Origin of the sequence: Bradyrhizobium zhengyangense, from assembly GCF_022012435.1 — a bacterium.
GTDB lineage: Bacteria > Pseudomonadota > Alphaproteobacteria > Rhizobiales > Xanthobacteraceae > Bradyrhizobium > Bradyrhizobium zhengyangense.
The window spans coordinates 423,032-440,773 of sequence record NZ_JAKLUA010000003.1 but is presented as its reverse complement, the minus strand read 5'-3'; the positions used below and the strand labels follow the sequence as shown (position 1 = coordinate 440,773).

The window sequence follows — 17,742 nt, the reverse complement described above, 5'->3', positions numbered from 1 at the left end:
TCCGCCGCCGTTTTCCTGCAAACTTGAGGACCCTTCACCCATGAAGCGCTCCTGGATGGACCGCGTGATCGATTCGATCGAATGGATCGCCGCCGCGTTCGTCGGCATCGTCGCGCTCGACATCTTTCTATCGGTGCTGCTGCGCAACACGCTGAACTATTCGATCCCCGACAGTTTCGACATCGGTCGCATGCTGCTCGGCATCCTGATCTTCTGGGGCATCGCGGCAACCTCCTATCGCGGCACGCACATCACGGTCGACCTCGTCTGGGGCAATGTCGGGCCGCGCTACCAGCGCTGGATCGACGTGTTCGCGACGCTGGTGTTGCTGTTCGTGGTCACGGTGCAGACCTGGACGTTGTTCGACAAGGTGCGCGGCACCTACAACGACAACGTTCAGACGTTCGACATGCACATGCCGACCTGGCCGTTCTTCGCGATCGCCTGGATCGGAGATGTCTCGGCCGTTCTGCTGATCGCGATCCGCACGTACCGACTGATCTTCCATCCTGAAGAGATGCACGACCCCAAGCTGAAGGCGACGGAATAGTCATGAGCACAGATGCCGTCGCCGTAATCGGCTTCATCTCTTTGTTCGCCCTGATGCTGCTGCGCGTGCCCGTCGGCATGGCCATGGGTCTCGTCGGCGTCTCCGGCTTCTCCTATCTGGTCGGCGCAACGCCGGCGCTGAAACTGGTCGGCCAGACCTCGATGCGCACGGTCACCGACTACACGTTCGGCGTCATCCCGATGTTCCTGCTGATGGGTTCGTTCGTCAGCAATTCCGGCATGAGCCGGGAGTTGTTCCGCGCCGCCAACGGTTTTGTCGGACATTTGCGCGGCGGGCTCGGCATCGCGACCGTCGGCGCCTGCGGCGGCTTTGCCGCGATCTGCGGTTCGTCGGTTGCGACTGCAGCGACCTTCTCCGCCGTCGCATACCCAGAGATGCGCCGCTTCGGCTATCCGCAATCCTTTGCCACCGGCGTGATCGCGGCCGGCGGCACACTGGGTGCGATGCTGCCGCCCTCCACCGTGCTCGCCGTCTACGGCATCATCACCGAGCAGGACATTGGCAAGCTCTTCATCGCCGGTATTATCCCGGGCCTCTTGGCGATGACCATGTACATGATCACGATCTTTCTGATCGGCTATTTCCGCCCCGACTTCCTGCCCAAGGGCAAGGTGCTGCCCTGGCGCGAGCGTTTCGCCGGACTGAAAGACATCTGGGCGCCTGTGCTGCTGTTCGTATTCGTGATTGGCGGCCTCTACGGCCTGCCCTTCCTGCCGCGTTTCACCCCGACCGAGGCGGGCGGCGTCGGCGCGACCGGCGCGTTCATCATCGGCGTCGTTACGGGCCGGCTCGATCGCGAGAAGATCCTGGCATCGCTGCTCCAGGCGACGCGCACCGCGGCCGCTGTCTTCACCGTGCTGATCGGCGCACTGATCTTCGGCTACTTCCTGACCGTGACGCAGACCCCGCAGAAGGTGACCGAATTCCTCACTGGCCTTGGCCTTGGCCCCTACGGCGTGCTGGCGCTGATCATGGTGATGTATCTCGTGCTCGGCTGCCTGATGGACGCCATGGCAATGATCATCCTGACCGTGCCGATCATCTTCCCCGTCGTCACGCATCTCGGCTTCGACCCGATCTGGTTCGGTGTCATCATCGTCATGACCGTCGAGCTCGGCCTGATCCATCCGCCCGTCGGCATGAACGTCTTTGTCATCAAAAGCGTGGTGAAGGATGTCTCCTTCTCCACTATCTTCAAGGGCGTGATCCCGTTCGTGGCAACGGATCTCGTACGCCTCGTGATCCTGATCGCCTTCCCGCTGCTGGCGACATGGCTACCGATGCGGATGATGGCGCACTAGCGAGGCGAAGTGATGATCACACCGACGCTCGAGACAAGATACGTCTTCACCATCACCGCTAAAATCGGTGACGTCATCACCGTCGGCGAGACCGGCATCGGCGTCCGCCGCATCATCCCGATCATCGGCGGCGAGGTGAAGGGCGCGATATCAGGCAAGGTGCTTCCCTTTGGCGCCGACTTCCAGACCATCCGACCCAACGAGCTGATCGATCTCGAGGCCAAATACGCCTTTGAGACCGACGACGGCGCCACCGTCTATGTCGAGAACAAGGGCATGCGCTTTGGCCCGGTCGAGCTGCTGCAAAAGCTCAAACGCGGCGAGCCGGTCGATCCCAAGCTGATCTATTTCCGCACGGTGCCGAAGTTCGAGACCGGGCACCAAGACTATCGCTGGCTGATGGAGCACATCTTTGTTGGCTCAGCAGCGCGGCACGCAGATCGCGTGGTAATCGACGTGCATCAGGTGGTGTGAGCACACAGTTCGCTGTCGTCCCTGCCAAAGCAGGGACCATACCGCGCGATCTGTCGATTTTGTACGGTCTGAGTGCCGGACCGCGAGTCTTCGCCAAATCACTCCCTAGGGCTCTGGGTCCCTGCTTTCGCAGGGACGACACCGAATTTGAGGACGGATTTTGCCCTCCTGACCAGCGGTTTCCGGAACGACGAAGGCGCCTCCGCCTTGACTCCTCCCAAATTCGTTATACAACATAACTATTCTGACAAGGACGCAAATGACACAGGGAAACGCCGAGACCGCTGGCGCGGGCGCCTCCGGGCTGCTTCAAATCGGGAGGGTGGACCGGGTTCTGACCGTGGGTCTGAACCGGCCGGCCAAGCGCAATGCGCTCAATGACGGCATCATCCTCGAAATCGGCGAATGCTTTGCGTCCCTGCCCGAGGATATCGGCGCGGTGGTCATTCACGGCATCGGCGATCATTTTTCCAGCGGCCTCGACCTCTCCGAACTTCAGGACCACGACGCCACCGGCGGCCTTCTCCATTCCCAAATGTGGCACCGGGTGTTCGATCGTATCCAGTATAGCCGCGTCCCCGTCATCGCCGCGCTGAAGGGCGCCGTGATCGGCGGCGGGCTGGAGCTTGCCTGCGCGGCGCACATCCGTGTCGCCGAACCCTCGACCTATTTCGCCCTGCCCGAGGGGCAACGCGGCATCTTCGTTGGCGGTGGCGGCTCAGTGCGTCTGCCGCGGCTGATCGGCGTTGCCAGGATGATGGACATGATGCTGACCGGGCGCGTCTATAGCGCGACCGAGGGCGCGTCCTACGGCTTTGCGCAATATGTCACCGAGGCTGGCAACGGGCTTTCCAAGGCGTTGGAGCTTGCGACCAAGATCGCGTCCAACGCGCCGCTGACGAATTTCGCCGTGCTCCAGGCGCTGCCGATGATCGCGGAAGCCAATCCGCAGACGGGCCTTCTGATGGAATCGTTGATGGCCACCGTTGCGCAGAGCGACAAGGAAGCAAAACGCAGGATCCGTGAATTCCTCGAGCACAAGACCGCCAAGGTAAAGCCGAAGTCATGAGCGCACAGCCGTCCTCTTCCAGCACAGAGCGCGGCGTGAGCCATTCTCCGCTGCGGCCGATCTCGTTCGGAGACCCCGTCGTCGACGTCGAGCGTCGCGCCGATGGCACGATCTATCTGCGGCCGAAGCAACCGCTCGGCGACTATCCCGTCCGCATCACCGATCGTCTGCATCATTGGGCGACGACGACGCCGGACCGCATCTTCATGGCCGAGCGCGAAGGCGGCCGCGGCTGGCGAAAGATCACCTATGCCGAGCTGCTCATCGCGAGCCAACATATCGCTTCAGGCCTGATCCAGCGCGGCTTGTCGGCGGAGCGGCCGGTCGTCATCCTCTCCGGCAATTCGATCGACCACGCCTTGCTCGCCTTCGGTGCCTTCTATGCCGGCATTCCGTTCTGCCCGGTGTCGCCGGCCTATTCGCTGGTGTCGAAGGATTACGGCAAGCTGTCCTATCTGATGAAGCTGCTGACGCCCGGCCTCGTTTTCGCTGAGGATGCCGACAAGTTCGCGGATGCGCTCGCCGCCAATGTTTCGCTCGGCACCGAGATCGCCGCGTCCTATGGCCATGTGCCGGGTCGCGACGTCACCCTGCTCGCCGACCTCATGGCGACGCCGATCCGTAGCGATCTTGACGAGGTCCATGAGAAGATCGGTGCCGACACGATCGCAAAATTCCTGCTGACCTCGGGCTCAACAGGCAATCCCAAGGCCGTCATCAACACCCAGCGCATGATCTGCGCCAACCAGGTGATGTTGCGCGAGACGCTTGCCTTCCTCAAGGATGAGCCGCCCGTCATTATCGACTGGCTGCCCTGGAATCACACCTTTGGCGGCAACCACAATATCGGGCTGACGCTGTATAATGGCGGCTCTATGTATCTCGATGCCGGCAAGCCGGTGCCCGGCGGCATCGAGGAGACCGTGCGCAATCTCCAGGAGATTTCGCCGACGGTCTATTTCAACGTGCCCAAGGGCTATGAATCGCTGCTGCCGTACTTGCGCGACGACCAGGGCCTGCGCGCGAAATTCTTCGACCGGCTACATGCGATGTTCTTCTCCGGCGCCGCCCTGTCGCCGTTCGTCTGGAACAGTCTCGACGAGCTCGCGGTGAAGGAAAAAGGCTACCGCGTGCCGATGCTCACGGGCCTTGGCGCGACCGAGACGGCGCCGTTCTTCATGTCGGTCAATCCGCGCACCAGCCGCTCCGGCCATGTCGGCCTCCCGGTCTCGGGCAATGACGCCAAGCTCGTGCCCAACAACGGCAAGATGGAAGTGCGCGCCAAGGGACCGAACGTGATGCCCGGCTACTGGCGCCAGCCCGACATCACCGCAAAATCCTTCGACGAGGAAGGATTTTACAAGATGGGCGATGCGCTGAAGCCGTCCGACCCTGACGATCTCAACGCCGGCTTCGATTTCGACGGCCGCGTCAGCGAGGATTTCAAGCTCGCGAGCGGCACCTGGGTCAGCGTCGGGCCTTTGCGTGCGCGCCTCACCGCGGCCTGCGCGCCGCTGGTGCGCGACGTCGTCATCGCCGGCATCAACCGCGACGAGATCTCCGCCCTCGTCGTCCTCGACCTCGACGGCTGCCGCCTTGTCAACCCGACGCTGCCGGCTGACGATCTCACCGTCACTGCGCGCGACCGCCTGGTACGGGAGGCTTTTCGCGAGCGGCTGACGCGCTTCCTCGGCCAGGCCACCGGCTCCTCGACACGGGTCACGCGCGCGATCCTGATGGACACCCCGCTCTCGATCGACAAGGGCGAAGTCACAGACAAGGGCTCGATCAACCAGCGCGCCGTGCTCGAGCAGCGCACCGCGTTGATCGAAGAGCTCTACGCTGCCAATCCGTCCGACCGTGTGATATCGGTCGGCTAAAGAAGCTCATCGAAGGAGAACGCCATGTTGTTGAAGGATCAGGCAGCCATCGTCACCGGCGGCGCATCGGGACTGGGCGCTGCCACCGCACGAAAACTGGCCGCGCAGGGCGCCAAGGTCGCGGTGTTCGATCTCAATGCCAAGCTCGCGGAAACCGTTGCCGCCGAGATCAAGGGCGTCGCTGTCACCTGCGACGTCTCCGACGCGGCCTCTGCTGAAGCTGCGATCGCACAGGCTACCAAGGCCCACGGCCCGGCCCGCGTGCTGGTCAATTGCGCCGGCATCGGCGTTGCCAAGCGTGTCGTCGGCCGCGACGGCCCGATGGCGCTCGCCGATTTCGACAAGGTGATCAAGGTCAATTTGATCGGCACCTTCAACATGCTGCGCCTTGCCGCGACCGAGATGTCCAAGCTCGAGCCGCAGGCGAGCGGCGAGCGCGGCGTCATCATCAACACGGCCTCTGTCGCCGCCTATGACGGCCAGATCGGCCAGTCGGCCTACTCAGCCTCGAAGGGCGGCATCGTCGGCATGACCTTGCCGATCGCGCGCGAACTCGCCCAGTTCGGCGTCCGCGTGCTGACGATTGCGCCCGGCCTGTTCCTGACGCCTCTGCTCGCCAATCTGCCGCAGGAAGCGCAGGACTCGCTCGCTGCCGCGATCCCGTTCCCGCGCCGCCTCGGCAACGCCGACGAGTTCGCTGCGCTCGCGCTGCACATGGTCGAGAACTCCTACCTCAACGGCGAAGTGGTGCGCCTCGACGGCTCGCTGCGCATGGCGCCGAAATAAGGCGCTCAACGCATGTTCGTGAACCGGCGTGACGTTCAGATCCAGTGGGGCGACTGCGACCCCGCTAACATCGTCTACTATCCGCGCTATTTCGCGATGTTCGACGATTCGACGTCGACCCTGTTCGAGGTCGCCGGCTTCTCCAAGCAGGACCTGGTCCGCAAATACGGCCTGGTGGGTATCCCCATGGTCGATACGCGGTCCAAGTTCTACATCCCCTCGACCTATGGCGACTGGATCACCATCGAAACGAAGATCGAGAGCATCAAGCGCTCGAGCTTCGAGGTGAAGCACAACGTCTACAAGGGCGAGGCGCTCGCCATCGAAGGTTTTGAGACGCGCGTTCTGGTCGGCCGCGACCCCGTTAACCCCGACAAACTGAAATCGGCACCATTCCCTCCGGAAATGGTAGCCAAATTCACAGGGAGATAATCCGGAGCTAAATCGCCGCATCGCCAAAAGACGGGGCTGAATTCATCCCCGATTTCTGCTTTCAAAGAAAAACGTCAAGGGAGGAATTGATGAAACGCTTTTACCTGACTGCCGCCATCGCGGCTGCAACGCTGGCGTTGCCGGCCTTGCCCGCGCTCGCTCAGACCGCCGAAATCACCATCGGCATCACCACCACCACGACCGGCCCGGGCGCCGCCCTCGGAATCCCCGAGCGCAACGCGCTGGAATTCGTGCCGAAGGAAATCGCTGGCGTTCCGCTGAAAGTGATCGTGCTCGACGACGGCGGCGATCCCACCACCGCGACCACCAATGCCCGCCGCTTTGTGACGGAATCCAAGGCCGACATCATCATGGGCTCGGCGCTGACGCCGCCGACGATCGCGGTCTCCAACGTCGCCAATGAAGCCGGCATTCCGCACTTTGGTCTGGCCCCCTTCCCGATCACGCCCGAACGCATGAAGTGGTCGGTGGCGATGCCGCAGCCGATCCCGATCGTCGGCAAGGTGCTGTACGAGCACATGAAGTCGAAGGGCATCAAGACCCTCGGCTATATCGGCTATTCCGACTCCTATGGCGACCTCTGGTTCAACGACCTGAAGGCGCAGGCCGTGCCGATGGGCATGACCATCGTCGACGAGGAGCGCTTCGCCCGTCCGGATACCTCGGTGACTGGCCAGGTGCTGAAGCTCGTGGCCGCCAATCCCGATGCGATCCTGGTTGGCGCCTCCGGCACCGCGGCCGCACTGCCACAGACCGAACTGCGCGAGCGCGGCTATCAGGGCCTGATCTACCAGACCCACGGCGCAGCCAGCATGGACTTCATCCGCATCGCCGGCAAGGCGGCCGAAGGCGTGCTGATGGCGTCGGGCCCGGTCATGGACCCCGAGGACCAGCCGGACGAAGCCGCCACCAAGAAGCCGGGCCTCGCGCTGAACTCGGCCTATGAAGCCAAGTACGGCCCGAACAGCCGCAGCCAGTTCGCCGGTCATTCCTACGATGCCTTCGAGATCCTCAAGCGCATCATCCCGACGGCGCTGAAGACCGCAAAACCCGGCACGCCGGAATTCCGCGAAGCGATCCGCCAGGCCCTGTTGTCCGAGAAGGAGCTGGCCGCGAGCCAGGGCGTCTACAACTTCACCGAAAAGGATCGCTATGGCCTCGACGAGCGCTCGCGCATCTTGCTGACGGTGAAGAATGGCAAGTACGCGCTGGTGAGGTAAGGCGGCTACGGTTTCCAAAATGACGAGAGCCGGCCCATCAGGCCGGCTCTTTTCTTTTGTGCGTTCCGCGCGCTTACGTCAGGCCGCTTGCCGCAGCGGCGTCCAGGCGAACTCGGGATAGTAGGTATCCATCATCCGGTCGACATAGGCGGTGAGGTTCGGAAATCCCTCGGCGCGGTCGCGCAGGCTGGACTCGAAGAATGGCGTCAAAATGCCGGCGAGCGCGCCGAACGCGGTCGCATCGACACCGCTGGGCTTGTTGCCCATCAGATAGGATTTGTCGCCAAGCTGCACCGACAGTGCGAACAGCGAGCGGACCGCGAGATCGACATCATCGTCTGGTCCATGGCGGCCAAGACCGGAGAGCAGATAGTTCTCGGCGACGCGGAACTGCGCATCCTCGCGCAGCTTCTCGCGATTGTGCTCCGGCGCTCCGTCGAAGAAATGCGCAGGCCCTTTGGCAAAATTGACCGGATCGACCCAGCGGGCGCCGACCAGTGCCCAATAGACGTGATGCTCGATCATGCGCTCGAACGCCCAGGCCTGCGCACGCTCCGCCAATGACAGGCCGGCATCGAAGTCGAATCCATAGCGGCGCTCGATATGGGCGCGGATGAAGGTCGAATCGGCCACCGCCTCGCCGCCATCGTCGATGAATGGCAGCTGCCCCTTGGGTGACGCCGGCGGCATGGCCCGCTCCTTCCGGTAGGGCAGTCCCGCCATCTTGAGCTGCACCTCGGTCTTGGTGACGAAGGGGCTGATTTCCGGCAGGCCGAAGCCGGTGCCAAAGCCGTAAAGCGTGATCATGCGAGCTCTCCTGAACCTGCCGAAAGAGTTGACGGAACCTAGTGCCGCGCTGCTGCCACCATGGTGGCAGCAGCCGTGATATCTTCTGCGAAACGGGCCCCCCGCCAGGCGCGGCCCATCACGTGGCGGACCAGCGCGTCCGCAGCCTGGATCAGCGAACGTGCCAATACGGTCGCGAGCGCGAGGCGGAGGTCGACGGCAGTGAGTTCGAGAAACGTGAAGCGGCCGTAGACCCTGGCATGCAACGAGGCCTGCGCTCGCCACAGCGGACCAACCAGGCCAAGATGGATTGGAGTGATCATGGACAAACCCTCTTCAGTCGATGTGTTGTCCCGGTATAGAACTCCCCTGCTGCCAACATCCTGTCAGCAGCCGCGCGCCGATTTCTGATCCGCCGTTTGATGAGAGAATTGTCATGAGACGCGCCGACCGGCTGTTTCAGATCATCCAGGTGCTGAGGCGCACCCGTAAGCCGCTGACGGCGGACGCGATTGCGGCCGAGCTCGAGACCTCGAAGCGCACCATCTATCGCGACATCGCAACGTTGATGGGCCAGCGCGTGCCGATCCGTGGCGAAGCCGGCATGGGCTACATCCTTGAAAAAGGATTCGACCTGCCGCCCTTGATGCTGACACCCGACGAGATCGAGGCGGCGGTGCTGGGCGCGCAATGGGTCGCGGGCCACGCCGATTCCACGCTGGCGCGCGCGGCCGAAGATTTGATGGCCAAGATCGCCGACACCGTGCCTGAGCGGCTGCGACCCTTCGTGCTGGAGCCGGCGAGCCGCGCGCGGCCAAGCTGGAACAGGGAGCCTGACCGCCTGGACATGGCGCGCACGCGAACGCAGATCCATGAAGGCAAGAAGATCATGCTGCGCTATCGCGACGAACAAGGGCGCCCCAGCGAGCGCATGATCTGGCCGATCTCGGTCGGTTATCTCGAAGCCGTGCGCCTGCTCGCAGCCTGGTGCGAGCTACGCAGCGATTTCCGAAGCTTCCGCACCGACCGCGTCGTCGAGGCGACCTATCTCGACGAAAGATATCCGGAAAGGCGCGACGTGCTGCGCGCGAAATGGCGGCAGAGCCTGGTCTGGGGCCCGCCGAAAGACACATGATGCCAACGGAGGAGATTGATCAGTCGAGCTACTGCCAGAGCTGCGGCGCCTGCTGCGGTTATTCGCAGAATTGGCCGCGCTTCTCGATCGAGAGCGACGAGGAGCTTGCGTTGATCCCGGAAGGGCTCGTCAACGCGCGCCAGTCCGGCATGCGCTGCGAGGGCGATCGCTGTTCCGCGTTGCAGGGAGAAATCGGCAAGTCGACCAAGTGCGGCATCTATGCTGTGCGGCCGGAGGTGTGCCGCACCTGCATGCCCGGCGACGCCGAATGCGCGATGGCGCGGCGGAAGTTCGGGCTACCTGTTATCGAGAGCGCTTAAGCGGGAATGGCTTCGCTGATCTCGTCGTCGATTTCGTCGTCCAGCGGTGCGAGCACCGAGAGCGGCTTGGTCGACAGTGTGATCGGCTTGCGGCCCCCCGACAGCGACGGCGACGATTTGGCCGAGCCTTCGCGCGAGAGCGCGTAGAGCGTCGAGCCGACACGACCACCGTGCTCGATCAGGTCGCGCTCGCTGCAGCTGCTCGCGATCGCGACGGCCAATGAGTGCAGATGGCTACGGCGATAGCAAAACAGCGCCAGCCTGGCGCGGACGTCAGGGGAAACACTCTCAACCAGCCTCGGCAGGCCGCCTTCATTGGCGCGGTACATCTCGCCAAGAAGCTCGTCACGAACCGGGCAGAAATCGCTTTCAAAAGCGTCGCGGCTTGAAAACATTGCAGTTCTCCCTCGTGTCAGGAAGATGCCGCGCAATTCTCTAATGAAAGGTTAACCACCCTGGGCGGTAGTCACCCGGTGTCCTTGCCCTTATGCCGCGAATCGGAGCGCAGCCCTACCGGGTTGAATACGGGGGTGGGGGCGTCCTTGCGGCCGTCCTTCACGATCCCCGCCACTGGCGGGCGCCTCAGGATAGAGGCCTGAGCCTCAGTTCGCCGCCATGAAGATGGAGAGGCCGAAGCCAGTCAGGTGATGCAGCGCCTGGTCCACGCCGATCAGCGTCCAGAACCAGGGGTGCTCCTGGTTGACGCCGAAATTGGCCGACACAAATCCTTTGGCGCGGTCGATCGTGATGTGGATGACGAAATCGATCAGCGCCACGAACCAGAACTTTGGCGCCACGATCAGGATCAGCGGCAACGCAACCGCAAAGTGAATCAGGCAATGCACGAGGAGCGGCAAAGCCCAGCCGTGCTTCTGGTCCTTGCCGTGCGCCATCCAGGCCGTTTGCAGGACGAAGTCGGCGATGATGTGCTTGAAGGTAAGCAGCAGCATCCAGCCAATGAGCGCTTCGACCGGAACCGCCGATGACAGGGGTGGAAACGACAAAGCTGACGCCCTCGTTGACTCGAAAAGAAAAAAATGGAGCGTTCAGCGCAACTTCTTCTTGGACCCGTCAAAACCGTCGGGACCGACGATTTATGACATTTCCCGCGCCGGAATGCAGCCGGGGGAACCGGAAAATCGCCAAGTGTGGCTAAACGGTGATAGGATCGACAACGCCCGGCTTCGCCCCGAGTAAGGTTACCTCCGGCGCGGAATTTGCTTTCCGGAACTGGAGCGCTATCATCCTAGGGTAGAGGATTATCGTTCTTTTTTAAACGCTTACCGAAATTTTCGCGTGGGCCGCCGGCAATGGTCGCCTCGCCCGCCATTCAAGGAATAAGGCCAGGTGCCGCCATGAGTGCTGAAGGCCCGACCTCGTCGACCGAACCCCCGCCGCCACGGCGTCCCAAAGTAATCAAGACCAATCAGCAGCAGGTCCTGCTGTATGTCGTGCTGACCCTGCTACTGTCGCTGGCGACCGTCTGGGCGGGGCGCGCCTGGTTGCACAACTCGGAGACGCTGACCTTTGCTGTTGGCGGCCCCAACGGAGACGAGGCCCTGTTCGCGAACAAGCTCGCCACGCTGCTGAAGAACAACGGCTCGCGTTTCCGGATCAAGATCGTCAACAACCCCGACAACGCCAAGGCAATCGCGCAATTCGACCGCAGGCAGGCCGATCTCGCCATCCTGCGCACCGACGCCAGGGTGCCGGTGCGGGCACGCGCGCTGGCACTGCTGGAGCACGATTTCGTGCTTCTGCTCGGTCCCGGCAACAAAAAGATCAAGTCGCTGTCCGAGTTGAAGAAGAAGAAGGTTGCGGTTCTCGCCGACGGCGAATCATCGCTCGCCTTCGTTCGCAACCTCCTCGATATCGCCCCCGACAGTCCCGACGCCGCCAAGATCCAAATGGCGCCGCAGGGCGCGACCCTCGACAAGCTATTCGCGCCGGCCAGTGGCTTCAGCGCAGTGATCGCCATCGTCCACGCCTCCAGGGCCGTGCGCGACAAGGCCTATGAGCAGGTCGCCAAGCGCGGCGGCTTCACGCTGAATGCGATCGATGAAGCCAAGGCGCTGGCGCGCAAATTCCCGGGCATTTCCGACGAGACTCTGACGGCCGGCACGCTGTCTGCGTCGCCCGAAATTCCCGACGACGATCTCGACACCATCGGACTCGAATGGCTCCTGGTCGCGCAATCCAAAATGTCGGGGAGCACCGCCGGCGACATTGCGCGCATCGTCTACGAGAACAAATCCGCGCTCGGGCTCGACAACGGCTTTGCGACCCACATTGAACCGGCCTCCGTCGAGAAGGACGCCTACGTGATGGCGCATCAGGGTGCGGCCGACTACATCAACGACGACACCAAGTCGTTCATGGATAAATACAGCGACATGATGTATCTGGGCGCCGCCGCGCTCAGCGTCATCGGCTCGATCTTCGCTGCGATCTACGCCAAGATCACCCGCATCGCGCCGGAGAAGGCGAGCGAGCTCTCCACTGCCATCCTCTGCATCGGCGAGCGCATCGAGCACGCCCATTCGCTGGATCAGCTCGAATGCCTCCAGGACGAGCTTGAGAGCATCTTGCGCGGCGCGGTCATCGGCTTGCGCGACGGCACGATCAGTACCGACGGGCTCGATACCTTCAAGCTCGGTTACGAATTTGTCCGCGACGAGATCGGCATGCGTCGCGACTACCTGAAGCGCCACGCCAGCGAGCTCGAGAAGGCCACCCGTCAGGCCCTCCCTCCCCCGAATGACGACACCAACGTCGTGACCGTGAAGACAGCTCAGAGTGCCTGACCTATCGATCCGCGCCCCTCGCGCTGGTGTTTTCTGGCTGATCGCGGCCGGCCTCCTGCGGAACTGTGCCCCTACGCAACCGTTGGTTAGGAGTACAACCGGAGAACGCACCATGCGTATGCTCCTCCTCATCCTCTTGCTGGGAATGCTGGCCGCGGTTGGATACTTCGCTTACTCGGCCATGTCAGTCGGAGGCGACCCGATCCCGACGGAAGGTTATGTGGCACTGGCGCTCGGAGCGGGGTTCTCCGTGGTGGTCGGCATCGGCTTGATGATGCTGCTATTCTTAAGCAGCCGCCGCGGCTATGACGAGCCACCCCATTTCAAGTAACGGCTTGACCTGCCCGGATTAGCCACTTGCATCGAAGGCCGGCGCCTGTCGTTGACGGCCTCCGTGCGGACGGGCACTTTGGCGCCGAAGTTCCAGGCCCTGCAAGAGCCAAGACCGAGCCGCCATCCCGCATGCCGAAGCCGATGTTTCCCGCCCTGGCCCAGTTCGTGGCCGCGACCGCCGGCCGCAATATGACCAAGGCGGCCTATGTGGCCGTGACCGTCGGCGTGCTCAGCATGGTGCTGCTGACGCTCGACCCGGCCTATGAGACGGCGCACCGCTGGGTCGATTTTCTGTTGTGGGCCAGCCTCGTCTATTTCGTGTTCGAATGGTTGGTCCGGCTGCGCCATATGAAGCGTCAAGGGCGGCTGGGACTCTATATGTCCTCCTCCGCCGGGCTGGTCGACACCGTCGGGGCGCTGGCCGTCCCGATCGCGCTGGTCCTCGGCGCCGAGCCCAAGACGGCCTGGCTGCTGAGCGTGCTGTGGGTGTTGAAGGTCGTGCCGGGCATTCCCGGCCTGCGCCAGCTTCGCCGCGTGCTGGTGCTGGAATCGGGGCCGCTGCTCAGCGTGCTCGTGATCTTCCTGATGGTGGTCTTTCTTGCCTCCGTCGCCGAGTATTTCCTGGAGCGGGACGTGCAGCCGCAAACGTTCGGCAGCGTCCCCGCCGCACTGTGGTGGGCGGTCGTCACGCTGACCACGACAGGCTATGGCGACGTCGTGCCGGTCACGCCGCTCGGCCGCGTGGTGGCGGCGCTGGTGATGATCTCCGGCCTCGGCGTGTTCGGCCTCTGGACCGGTATTCTGGCGACCGGGTTTGCGGCAGAGACCCGCCGTGACAATTTCCTCAAGACTTGGGAATCCGTCAGCAAAGTGCCGTTCTTCGCGGCGCTGGGGCCAGCAGCCATCGCCGACGTCACACACATGCTGCGCACCATGGAGCTGCCGGCGCGCACCATGATCATTCGCAAGGGTGCGCAGGGCGACTGCATGTATTTCATTGCCGCCGGCGAGGTCGAGGTCGACCTGCCCGGCAAGAAAGTCCAACTCGGGGAAGGCGCCTTCTTCGGCGAGATGGCGCTGCTCGGCAACAACATGCGCGGCGCCAACGTTTCGACCACGAAAGTGTCACGGCTCCTCGTGCTCGACCTCGTCGACTTCCGCGTGCTGATGGCACGGCATCCCGATCTCGCCGAGACCATCGACGCCGAAGCCAAACGGCGCACGCTCGAAAACAGGTAATGGAGACAAGAATGTCGGATGCAGCCGACGCAGCCTCTGGCCCCGTGCTCGAAATCGACGGTGCCCGCGCGACCATTCGCCTCAACCGGCCGAAGCATCTCAACCGGCTCCAGGCTGAAGATCTCGGCGAGCTGCTAAAACTGTTCGACCGCGTCGAGGCCGATCCCGATATCCGCGTCCTCGTGCTGACCGGCACGGGACGCGCCTTCTCGGCCGGCTATGACCTCAATTCGGTCGCCGAGCGCGCAGTCAGCGCCAACGAGCAGCAGAGCGCGGGCTCGGCCTTCGAGGTCGTCGTTAACAGACTCGAAGATCTCGGCGTACCGACGATCTGCCGGCTCAATGGCGGCGTCTATGGCGGCTCGACCGACCTCGCGCTCGCCTGTGATTTTCGTATCGGCGTCGACACCGCGGAGATGTTCATGCCGGCGGCCCGGCTCGGGCTGCACTATTACAGGAGCGGTATCAAACGCTACGTAACCCGGCTTGGCGTCGACAATGCCAAGAAGCTGTTCCTCACCGCTCAAAAGATAACCGCGCCGGAGATGCTGCGGATCGGTTACCTCACCGCCATGGTGGCGGTCGAGTTTCTGGACGAGGAAGTCGAAAAGCTCGCCAACATCCTCGCCGGCAATGCACCGAACGCGATGCGCGGCATGAAGCGCGCCATCAATGAATTCGCCCGCGGCGAACTGGACGAAGCTGCCGCCGACCAGCGTCACCGCGACAGCATGCGCGGCCACGAGATCAAGGAAGGCATCAAGGCGTTCGCGGAGAAGCGGGCACCTCGGTTTTGAGGCTCATCTCCGCTTCGACCGCATCGCGCGCGTTTGTGTGAGCTTTTTATCGTGCGACAGCGCTTGATAGCGGTTGCTTTCGACAGCGTAGATCGCGATACGGCCTTCCTTGTCGGCATGCACACCCCAGCCGTAGCGCTTGCCGAGGCCTGAGGCCCGCATGCAGGCCTGTCCGCGCGAGAAGAACGCGGCGCGTGCGGCGTTCCTTTCCGACTTGGTCGCCTTGGCGCCAAGCTCGCGTCCCGGCGCTGAGGTCGCGAAGATCACGTCGTCGGACGTGTACCTATATGGTGCGTTCGCGATCATCGCATATTGCAGTCCGGCCACCGTCGGCCGTCCCGCGCGCGGCGGCGGCTCCTCACCGGAGCGCGCCGGACAGTCCTCGGCAACCTGGATGAACGTGTCGACACAGTTGGTCGTATGGATCGGCTTGGTCATGCGAGGTTCAGGCCCCTTCATCCTCCAGCGGCCACAGCATGCTGCGCGGCCATCTCATCGTCCGCCGCGCTGATGCGCTGGAACGCCGGTCGCGAGGTGATGCGCTCGCAATAGCGAACGAAGACGTCCTTTTTGGGCACGATGCCGAACATCATGGTCCAGCTGAATGCGACACCCCACAGGATATCCGCGGCGGTCATCCGCTCGCCGAGAAGATAGGGCCCGTTCGAGAGCTGCGCCTCGAGGGCTCCCAGCATGGTGTCGTAATCGGCATAGGGCGACTGGGTGATCGGGGCGGGCTCACGTTGCATGAACTTGTCGATCAAGGCGGGCTCAAAGGAGGAGCCGTAATAGGCGATCCAGCGCAGATAAGGACCGCGCAACGGGTTATTCAGCGCGGGCGTGAGGCCCGCCTGAGGAAAAAGGTCTGCGAGATAGACGTAGATCGCGACTTGCTCGGTCACGAGCGCCTCGCCGTGCCTGACAGCCGGCACCTTACCGAGCGGATTGATGGCGAGGTAGGGAGGTCTTCGCTGCTCGCCTGCCTTCATGTTGAGGACATGAAGATCGTAGGGTGCTCCCAGCTCCTCCAGCAGCACCCGTGTGCCAGTGGCCCGGCTCTGCGGCGAATAATACAGCGTGACGCGGTTCTGATCGGTCATGGCGGGTCTCCCTCGGATCGGCTTTCGATAGGCACCTTGTAGCGAACCATACCTGACATCCTGTGTCAGGTATGGTTTAAGGGATCATGCGCGCGAGCCGAATGTTGTCGATCCTCACCACCCTCCAGGCCAAGGGACAGGTCACTGCACCCGAGCTTGCAGAAGCCTGCGAGGTCTCGGTGCGCACGATCTATCGCGATATCGACGCACTCGCGGCATCCGGCGTCCCTGTCTATGCCGACCGTGGTGCGGAGGGAGGCTATCGCCTGCTCGACGGCTATCGCGTGCGGCTGAACGGGCTGTCGCAGAGCGAAGCGGGCGCACTCTTCCTCGCCGGGCTCCCGGGGCCGGCAGCAGCGCTGGGGCTGGACGCAGCGATGATCGCCGCACAGAACAAGTTGATGGCCGCACTGCCCGCAAATTTGCGCGAAGACGCCGGCCGGATGCAGGAACGCTTTCATCTGGACGCGCCGGGCTGGTTTGGCGAAACGGAGGAACCAAAGCATCTGCGCGTCATTGCTGGTGCCGCTTTGCGCGGAACATTGATCAGGATTCGCTACCAGAGTTGGCGCGCCGAGAAGCAGCGCCACGTCGCTCCGCTCGGCCTCGTGCTCAAGGGCGGCAGCTGGTATCTCGCAGGCCAAGTCGATGGCAGCGTGCGCACCTATCGTGTCGCGCGCGTGCTCGACTGCACGGCGCTCGACGACCGCTTCGATCGCCCCGCCGATTTCGATCTCGCAGCCTACTGGCGGGATGCGACGCTGCGATTAGAGACCGAGATGCACCCGAATGTCGCGGTCGTGCGACTCTCGCCGTTCGGCGTAAAACTGCTCGATGCGCTGAGCCAACCTTACGTCAGGGCGCGCATGCAGATTGAAGAGGCCGCTGATGCGGACGGCTGGCGTATCGCCAGAGTCCCGACGGGCAAGACGTCATGGCATGCCGCCTCGGAATTGTTGCGGCTCGGCGCGGAAGCCGAAGTGCTGGAGCCCGCCGATCTCCGCGAGAAGATGGCCGAGATGGCGCAGGCAATGGCGGCACGCTATCGCGCGGCGCGCAAAGCCTAACGGCGGCGCATTTCGCCGCGACTGACGAAACAATTCTGAAACACGATTCTCACCTCGCCGCGTGAACGCAATCGCGCTTCGGTTCGACCGAGAAGCAGGGACACAACAACGGCCTCGCGCCACACTGGAGAATGAGAATGTTTCGTAAGCTTGCAATTGGTCTGATCGCCGCCGGTTCGCTCGGCGCTGCCGCTCTCGTGCCCACCGCCGCTTCGGCTCACGGCTTCCACCACTATTGGGGTCCCGGTTGGGGTTTTGGCGGCGTCTACGTCAACACCGGCATCAACAACTGCTATCAAGAGCGCGTCGTCCAGACCCGTCACGGCATGCGTGTCCGCGTCGTGAATGTCTGCGGCTACACCGTCTACTGAGCGCGACTGCTTCGATTGGCGTAACCCCGGCTGCTT

At 63.1% G+C, this 17,742-nt stretch carries 22 protein-coding genes; 16 read left to right on the top strand and 6 right to left on the bottom strand.

Features of this window, described 5'->3' with window-relative positions:
- Positions 1 to 40 precede the first annotated feature (40 nt).
- From L6637_RS13540 to L6637_RS13505, 8 genes are all read left to right on the top strand, one after another.
- Complete coding sequence (locus L6637_RS13540) at positions 41 to 550, top strand: TRAP transporter small permease (RefSeq protein WP_007605289.1); 510 nt, start codon at positions 41 to 43, stop codon at positions 548 to 550.
- Positions 551 to 552: 2 nt separating this feature from the next.
- Complete coding sequence (locus tag L6637_RS13535) at positions 553 to 1,872, top strand: TRAP transporter large permease (RefSeq protein ID WP_237863958.1); 1,320 nt, start codon at positions 553 to 555, stop codon at positions 1,870 to 1,872.
- Positions 1,873 to 1,884: 12 nt separating this feature from the next.
- Positions 1,885 to 2,346, top strand: a complete 462-nt coding sequence (locus L6637_RS13530) for a DUF3237 domain-containing protein (protein WP_237863959.1) — start codon at positions 1,885 to 1,887, stop codon at positions 2,344 to 2,346.
- A gap of 259 nt (positions 2,347 to 2,605) precedes the next feature.
- The gene (locus L6637_RS13525) at positions 2,606 to 3,415 is read left to right on the top strand and encodes a crotonase/enoyl-CoA hydratase family protein (RefSeq protein WP_237863960.1); all 810 of its coding nucleotides are present in this window, start codon (positions 2,606 to 2,608) and stop codon (positions 3,413 to 3,415) included.
- Positions 3,412 to 5,295 carry a feruloyl-CoA synthase gene (locus L6637_RS13520; RefSeq protein WP_237863961.1) on the top strand — a complete coding sequence of 628 codons (1,884 nt, stop codon included), beginning with the start codon at positions 3,412 to 3,414 and terminating at the stop codon, positions 5,293 to 5,295. Before L6637_RS13525 ends, L6637_RS13520 begins: the two co-directional genes overlap by 4 nt.
- A gap of 24 nt (positions 5,296 to 5,319) precedes the next feature.
- Positions 5,320 to 6,081, top strand: coding sequence for an SDR family NAD(P)-dependent oxidoreductase (locus L6637_RS13515; protein WP_237863962.1), 762 nt, complete (start codon positions 5,320 to 5,322; stop codon positions 6,079 to 6,081).
- 12 nt (positions 6,082 to 6,093) lie between these two features.
- Positions 6,094 to 6,513 (top strand): acyl-CoA thioesterase, encoded by a 420-nt coding sequence (locus tag L6637_RS13510; RefSeq protein ID WP_237863963.1) that lies wholly within the window; start codon positions 6,094 to 6,096, stop codon positions 6,511 to 6,513.
- Between the two features lie 89 nt (positions 6,514 to 6,602).
- Positions 6,603 to 7,754: an ABC transporter substrate-binding protein gene (locus L6637_RS13505; protein ID WP_237863964.1), complete on the top strand. Its 1,152-nt coding sequence runs from the start codon at positions 6,603 to 6,605 to the stop codon at positions 7,752 to 7,754.
- Positions 7,755 to 7,832: 78 nt separating this feature from the next.
- Here the strand turns inward: L6637_RS13505 and L6637_RS13500 are convergent, their stop codons facing one another.
- Both L6637_RS13500 and L6637_RS13495 read right to left on the bottom strand, forming a co-directional pair.
- Positions 7,833 to 8,561: a glutathione S-transferase family protein gene (locus L6637_RS13500; protein ID WP_237863965.1), complete on the bottom strand. Its 729-nt coding sequence runs from the start codon at positions 8,559 to 8,561 to the stop codon at positions 7,833 to 7,835.
- 38 nt (positions 8,562 to 8,599) lie between these two features.
- Positions 8,600 to 8,863, bottom strand: a complete 264-nt coding sequence (locus tag L6637_RS13495; RefSeq protein ID WP_237863966.1) for a hypothetical protein — start codon at positions 8,861 to 8,863, stop codon at positions 8,600 to 8,602.
- A gap of 113 nt (positions 8,864 to 8,976) precedes the next feature.
- Between L6637_RS13495 and L6637_RS13490 the strand changes: the two genes are divergently transcribed.
- Both L6637_RS13490 and L6637_RS13485 read left to right on the top strand, forming a co-directional pair.
- A complete protein-coding gene (locus L6637_RS13490) occupies positions 8,977 to 9,675 on the top strand; it encodes a helix-turn-helix transcriptional regulator (protein WP_237863967.1) in 699 nt (232 codons plus the stop codon).
- A complete protein-coding gene (locus L6637_RS13485) occupies positions 9,672 to 9,995 on the top strand; it encodes a YkgJ family cysteine cluster protein (RefSeq protein WP_237863968.1) in 324 nt (107 codons plus the stop codon). Before L6637_RS13490 ends, L6637_RS13485 begins: the two co-directional genes overlap by 4 nt.
- Here the strand turns inward: L6637_RS13485 and L6637_RS13480 are convergent.
- Both L6637_RS13480 and L6637_RS13475 read right to left on the bottom strand, forming a co-directional pair.
- A complete protein-coding gene (locus L6637_RS13480; RefSeq protein WP_237863969.1) occupies positions 9,992 to 10,390 on the bottom strand; it encodes a hypothetical protein in 399 nt (132 codons plus the stop codon). The genes L6637_RS13485 and L6637_RS13480 overlap by 4 nt on opposite strands.
- A 207-nt stretch (positions 10,391 to 10,597) precedes the next feature.
- Complete coding sequence (locus L6637_RS13475) at positions 10,598 to 10,945, bottom strand: DUF3307 domain-containing protein (protein ID WP_057746865.1); 348 nt, start codon at positions 10,943 to 10,945, stop codon at positions 10,598 to 10,600.
- A gap of 405 nt (positions 10,946 to 11,350) precedes the next feature.
- On the opposite strand from L6637_RS13475, the gene L6637_RS13470 reads away from it, so the two are divergent.
- The 4 genes from L6637_RS13470 to L6637_RS13455 all read left to right on the top strand — a co-directional run bounded on the left by L6637_RS13470 (position 11,351) and on the right by L6637_RS13455 (position 15,168).
- On the top strand, positions 11,351 to 12,799 hold the full coding sequence (locus tag L6637_RS13470; RefSeq protein WP_237863970.1) for a TAXI family TRAP transporter solute-binding subunit: 1,449 nt from the start codon (positions 11,351 to 11,353) through the stop codon (positions 12,797 to 12,799).
- 112 nt (positions 12,800 to 12,911) lie between these two features.
- A complete protein-coding gene (locus tag L6637_RS13465) occupies positions 12,912 to 13,130 on the top strand; it encodes a hypothetical protein (protein WP_237863971.1) in 219 nt (72 codons plus the stop codon).
- A gap of 131 nt (positions 13,131 to 13,261) precedes the next feature.
- Entirely contained in the window at positions 13,262 to 14,371 is a 1,110-nt protein-coding gene (locus L6637_RS13460; RefSeq protein ID WP_237863972.1) for a cyclic nucleotide-gated ion channel, read from the top strand.
- Between the two features lie 11 nt (positions 14,372 to 14,382).
- On the top strand, positions 14,383 to 15,168 hold the full coding sequence (locus tag L6637_RS13455; protein WP_237863973.1) for an enoyl-CoA hydratase/isomerase family protein: 786 nt from the start codon (positions 14,383 to 14,385) through the stop codon (positions 15,166 to 15,168).
- A gap of 3 nt (positions 15,169 to 15,171) precedes the next feature.
- Here L6637_RS13455 and L6637_RS13450 read toward each other — a convergent pair whose 3' ends face one another.
- Together L6637_RS13450 and L6637_RS13445 are read right to left on the bottom strand one after the other, a co-directional pair.
- On the bottom strand, positions 15,172 to 15,606 hold the full coding sequence (locus L6637_RS13450) for a DUF6157 family protein (RefSeq protein WP_237863974.1): 435 nt from the start codon (positions 15,604 to 15,606) through the stop codon (positions 15,172 to 15,174).
- Positions 15,607 to 15,623: 17 nt separating this feature from the next.
- Positions 15,624 to 16,268: a glutathione S-transferase family protein gene (locus tag L6637_RS13445; protein ID WP_237863975.1), complete on the bottom strand. Its 645-nt coding sequence runs from the start codon at positions 16,266 to 16,268 to the stop codon at positions 15,624 to 15,626.
- 86 nt (positions 16,269 to 16,354) lie between these two features.
- On the opposite strand from L6637_RS13445, the gene L6637_RS13440 reads away from it, so the two are divergent.
- Positions 16,355 to 17,335: a helix-turn-helix transcriptional regulator gene (locus tag L6637_RS13440; RefSeq protein WP_237863976.1), complete on the top strand. Its 981-nt coding sequence runs from the start codon at positions 16,355 to 16,357 to the stop codon at positions 17,333 to 17,335.
- 137 nt (positions 17,336 to 17,472) lie between these two features.
- Positions 17,473 to 17,706, top strand: a complete 234-nt coding sequence (locus tag L6637_RS13435; protein ID WP_237863977.1) for a hypothetical protein — start codon at positions 17,473 to 17,475, stop codon at positions 17,704 to 17,706.
- Positions 17,707 to 17,742 lie beyond the last annotated feature (36 nt).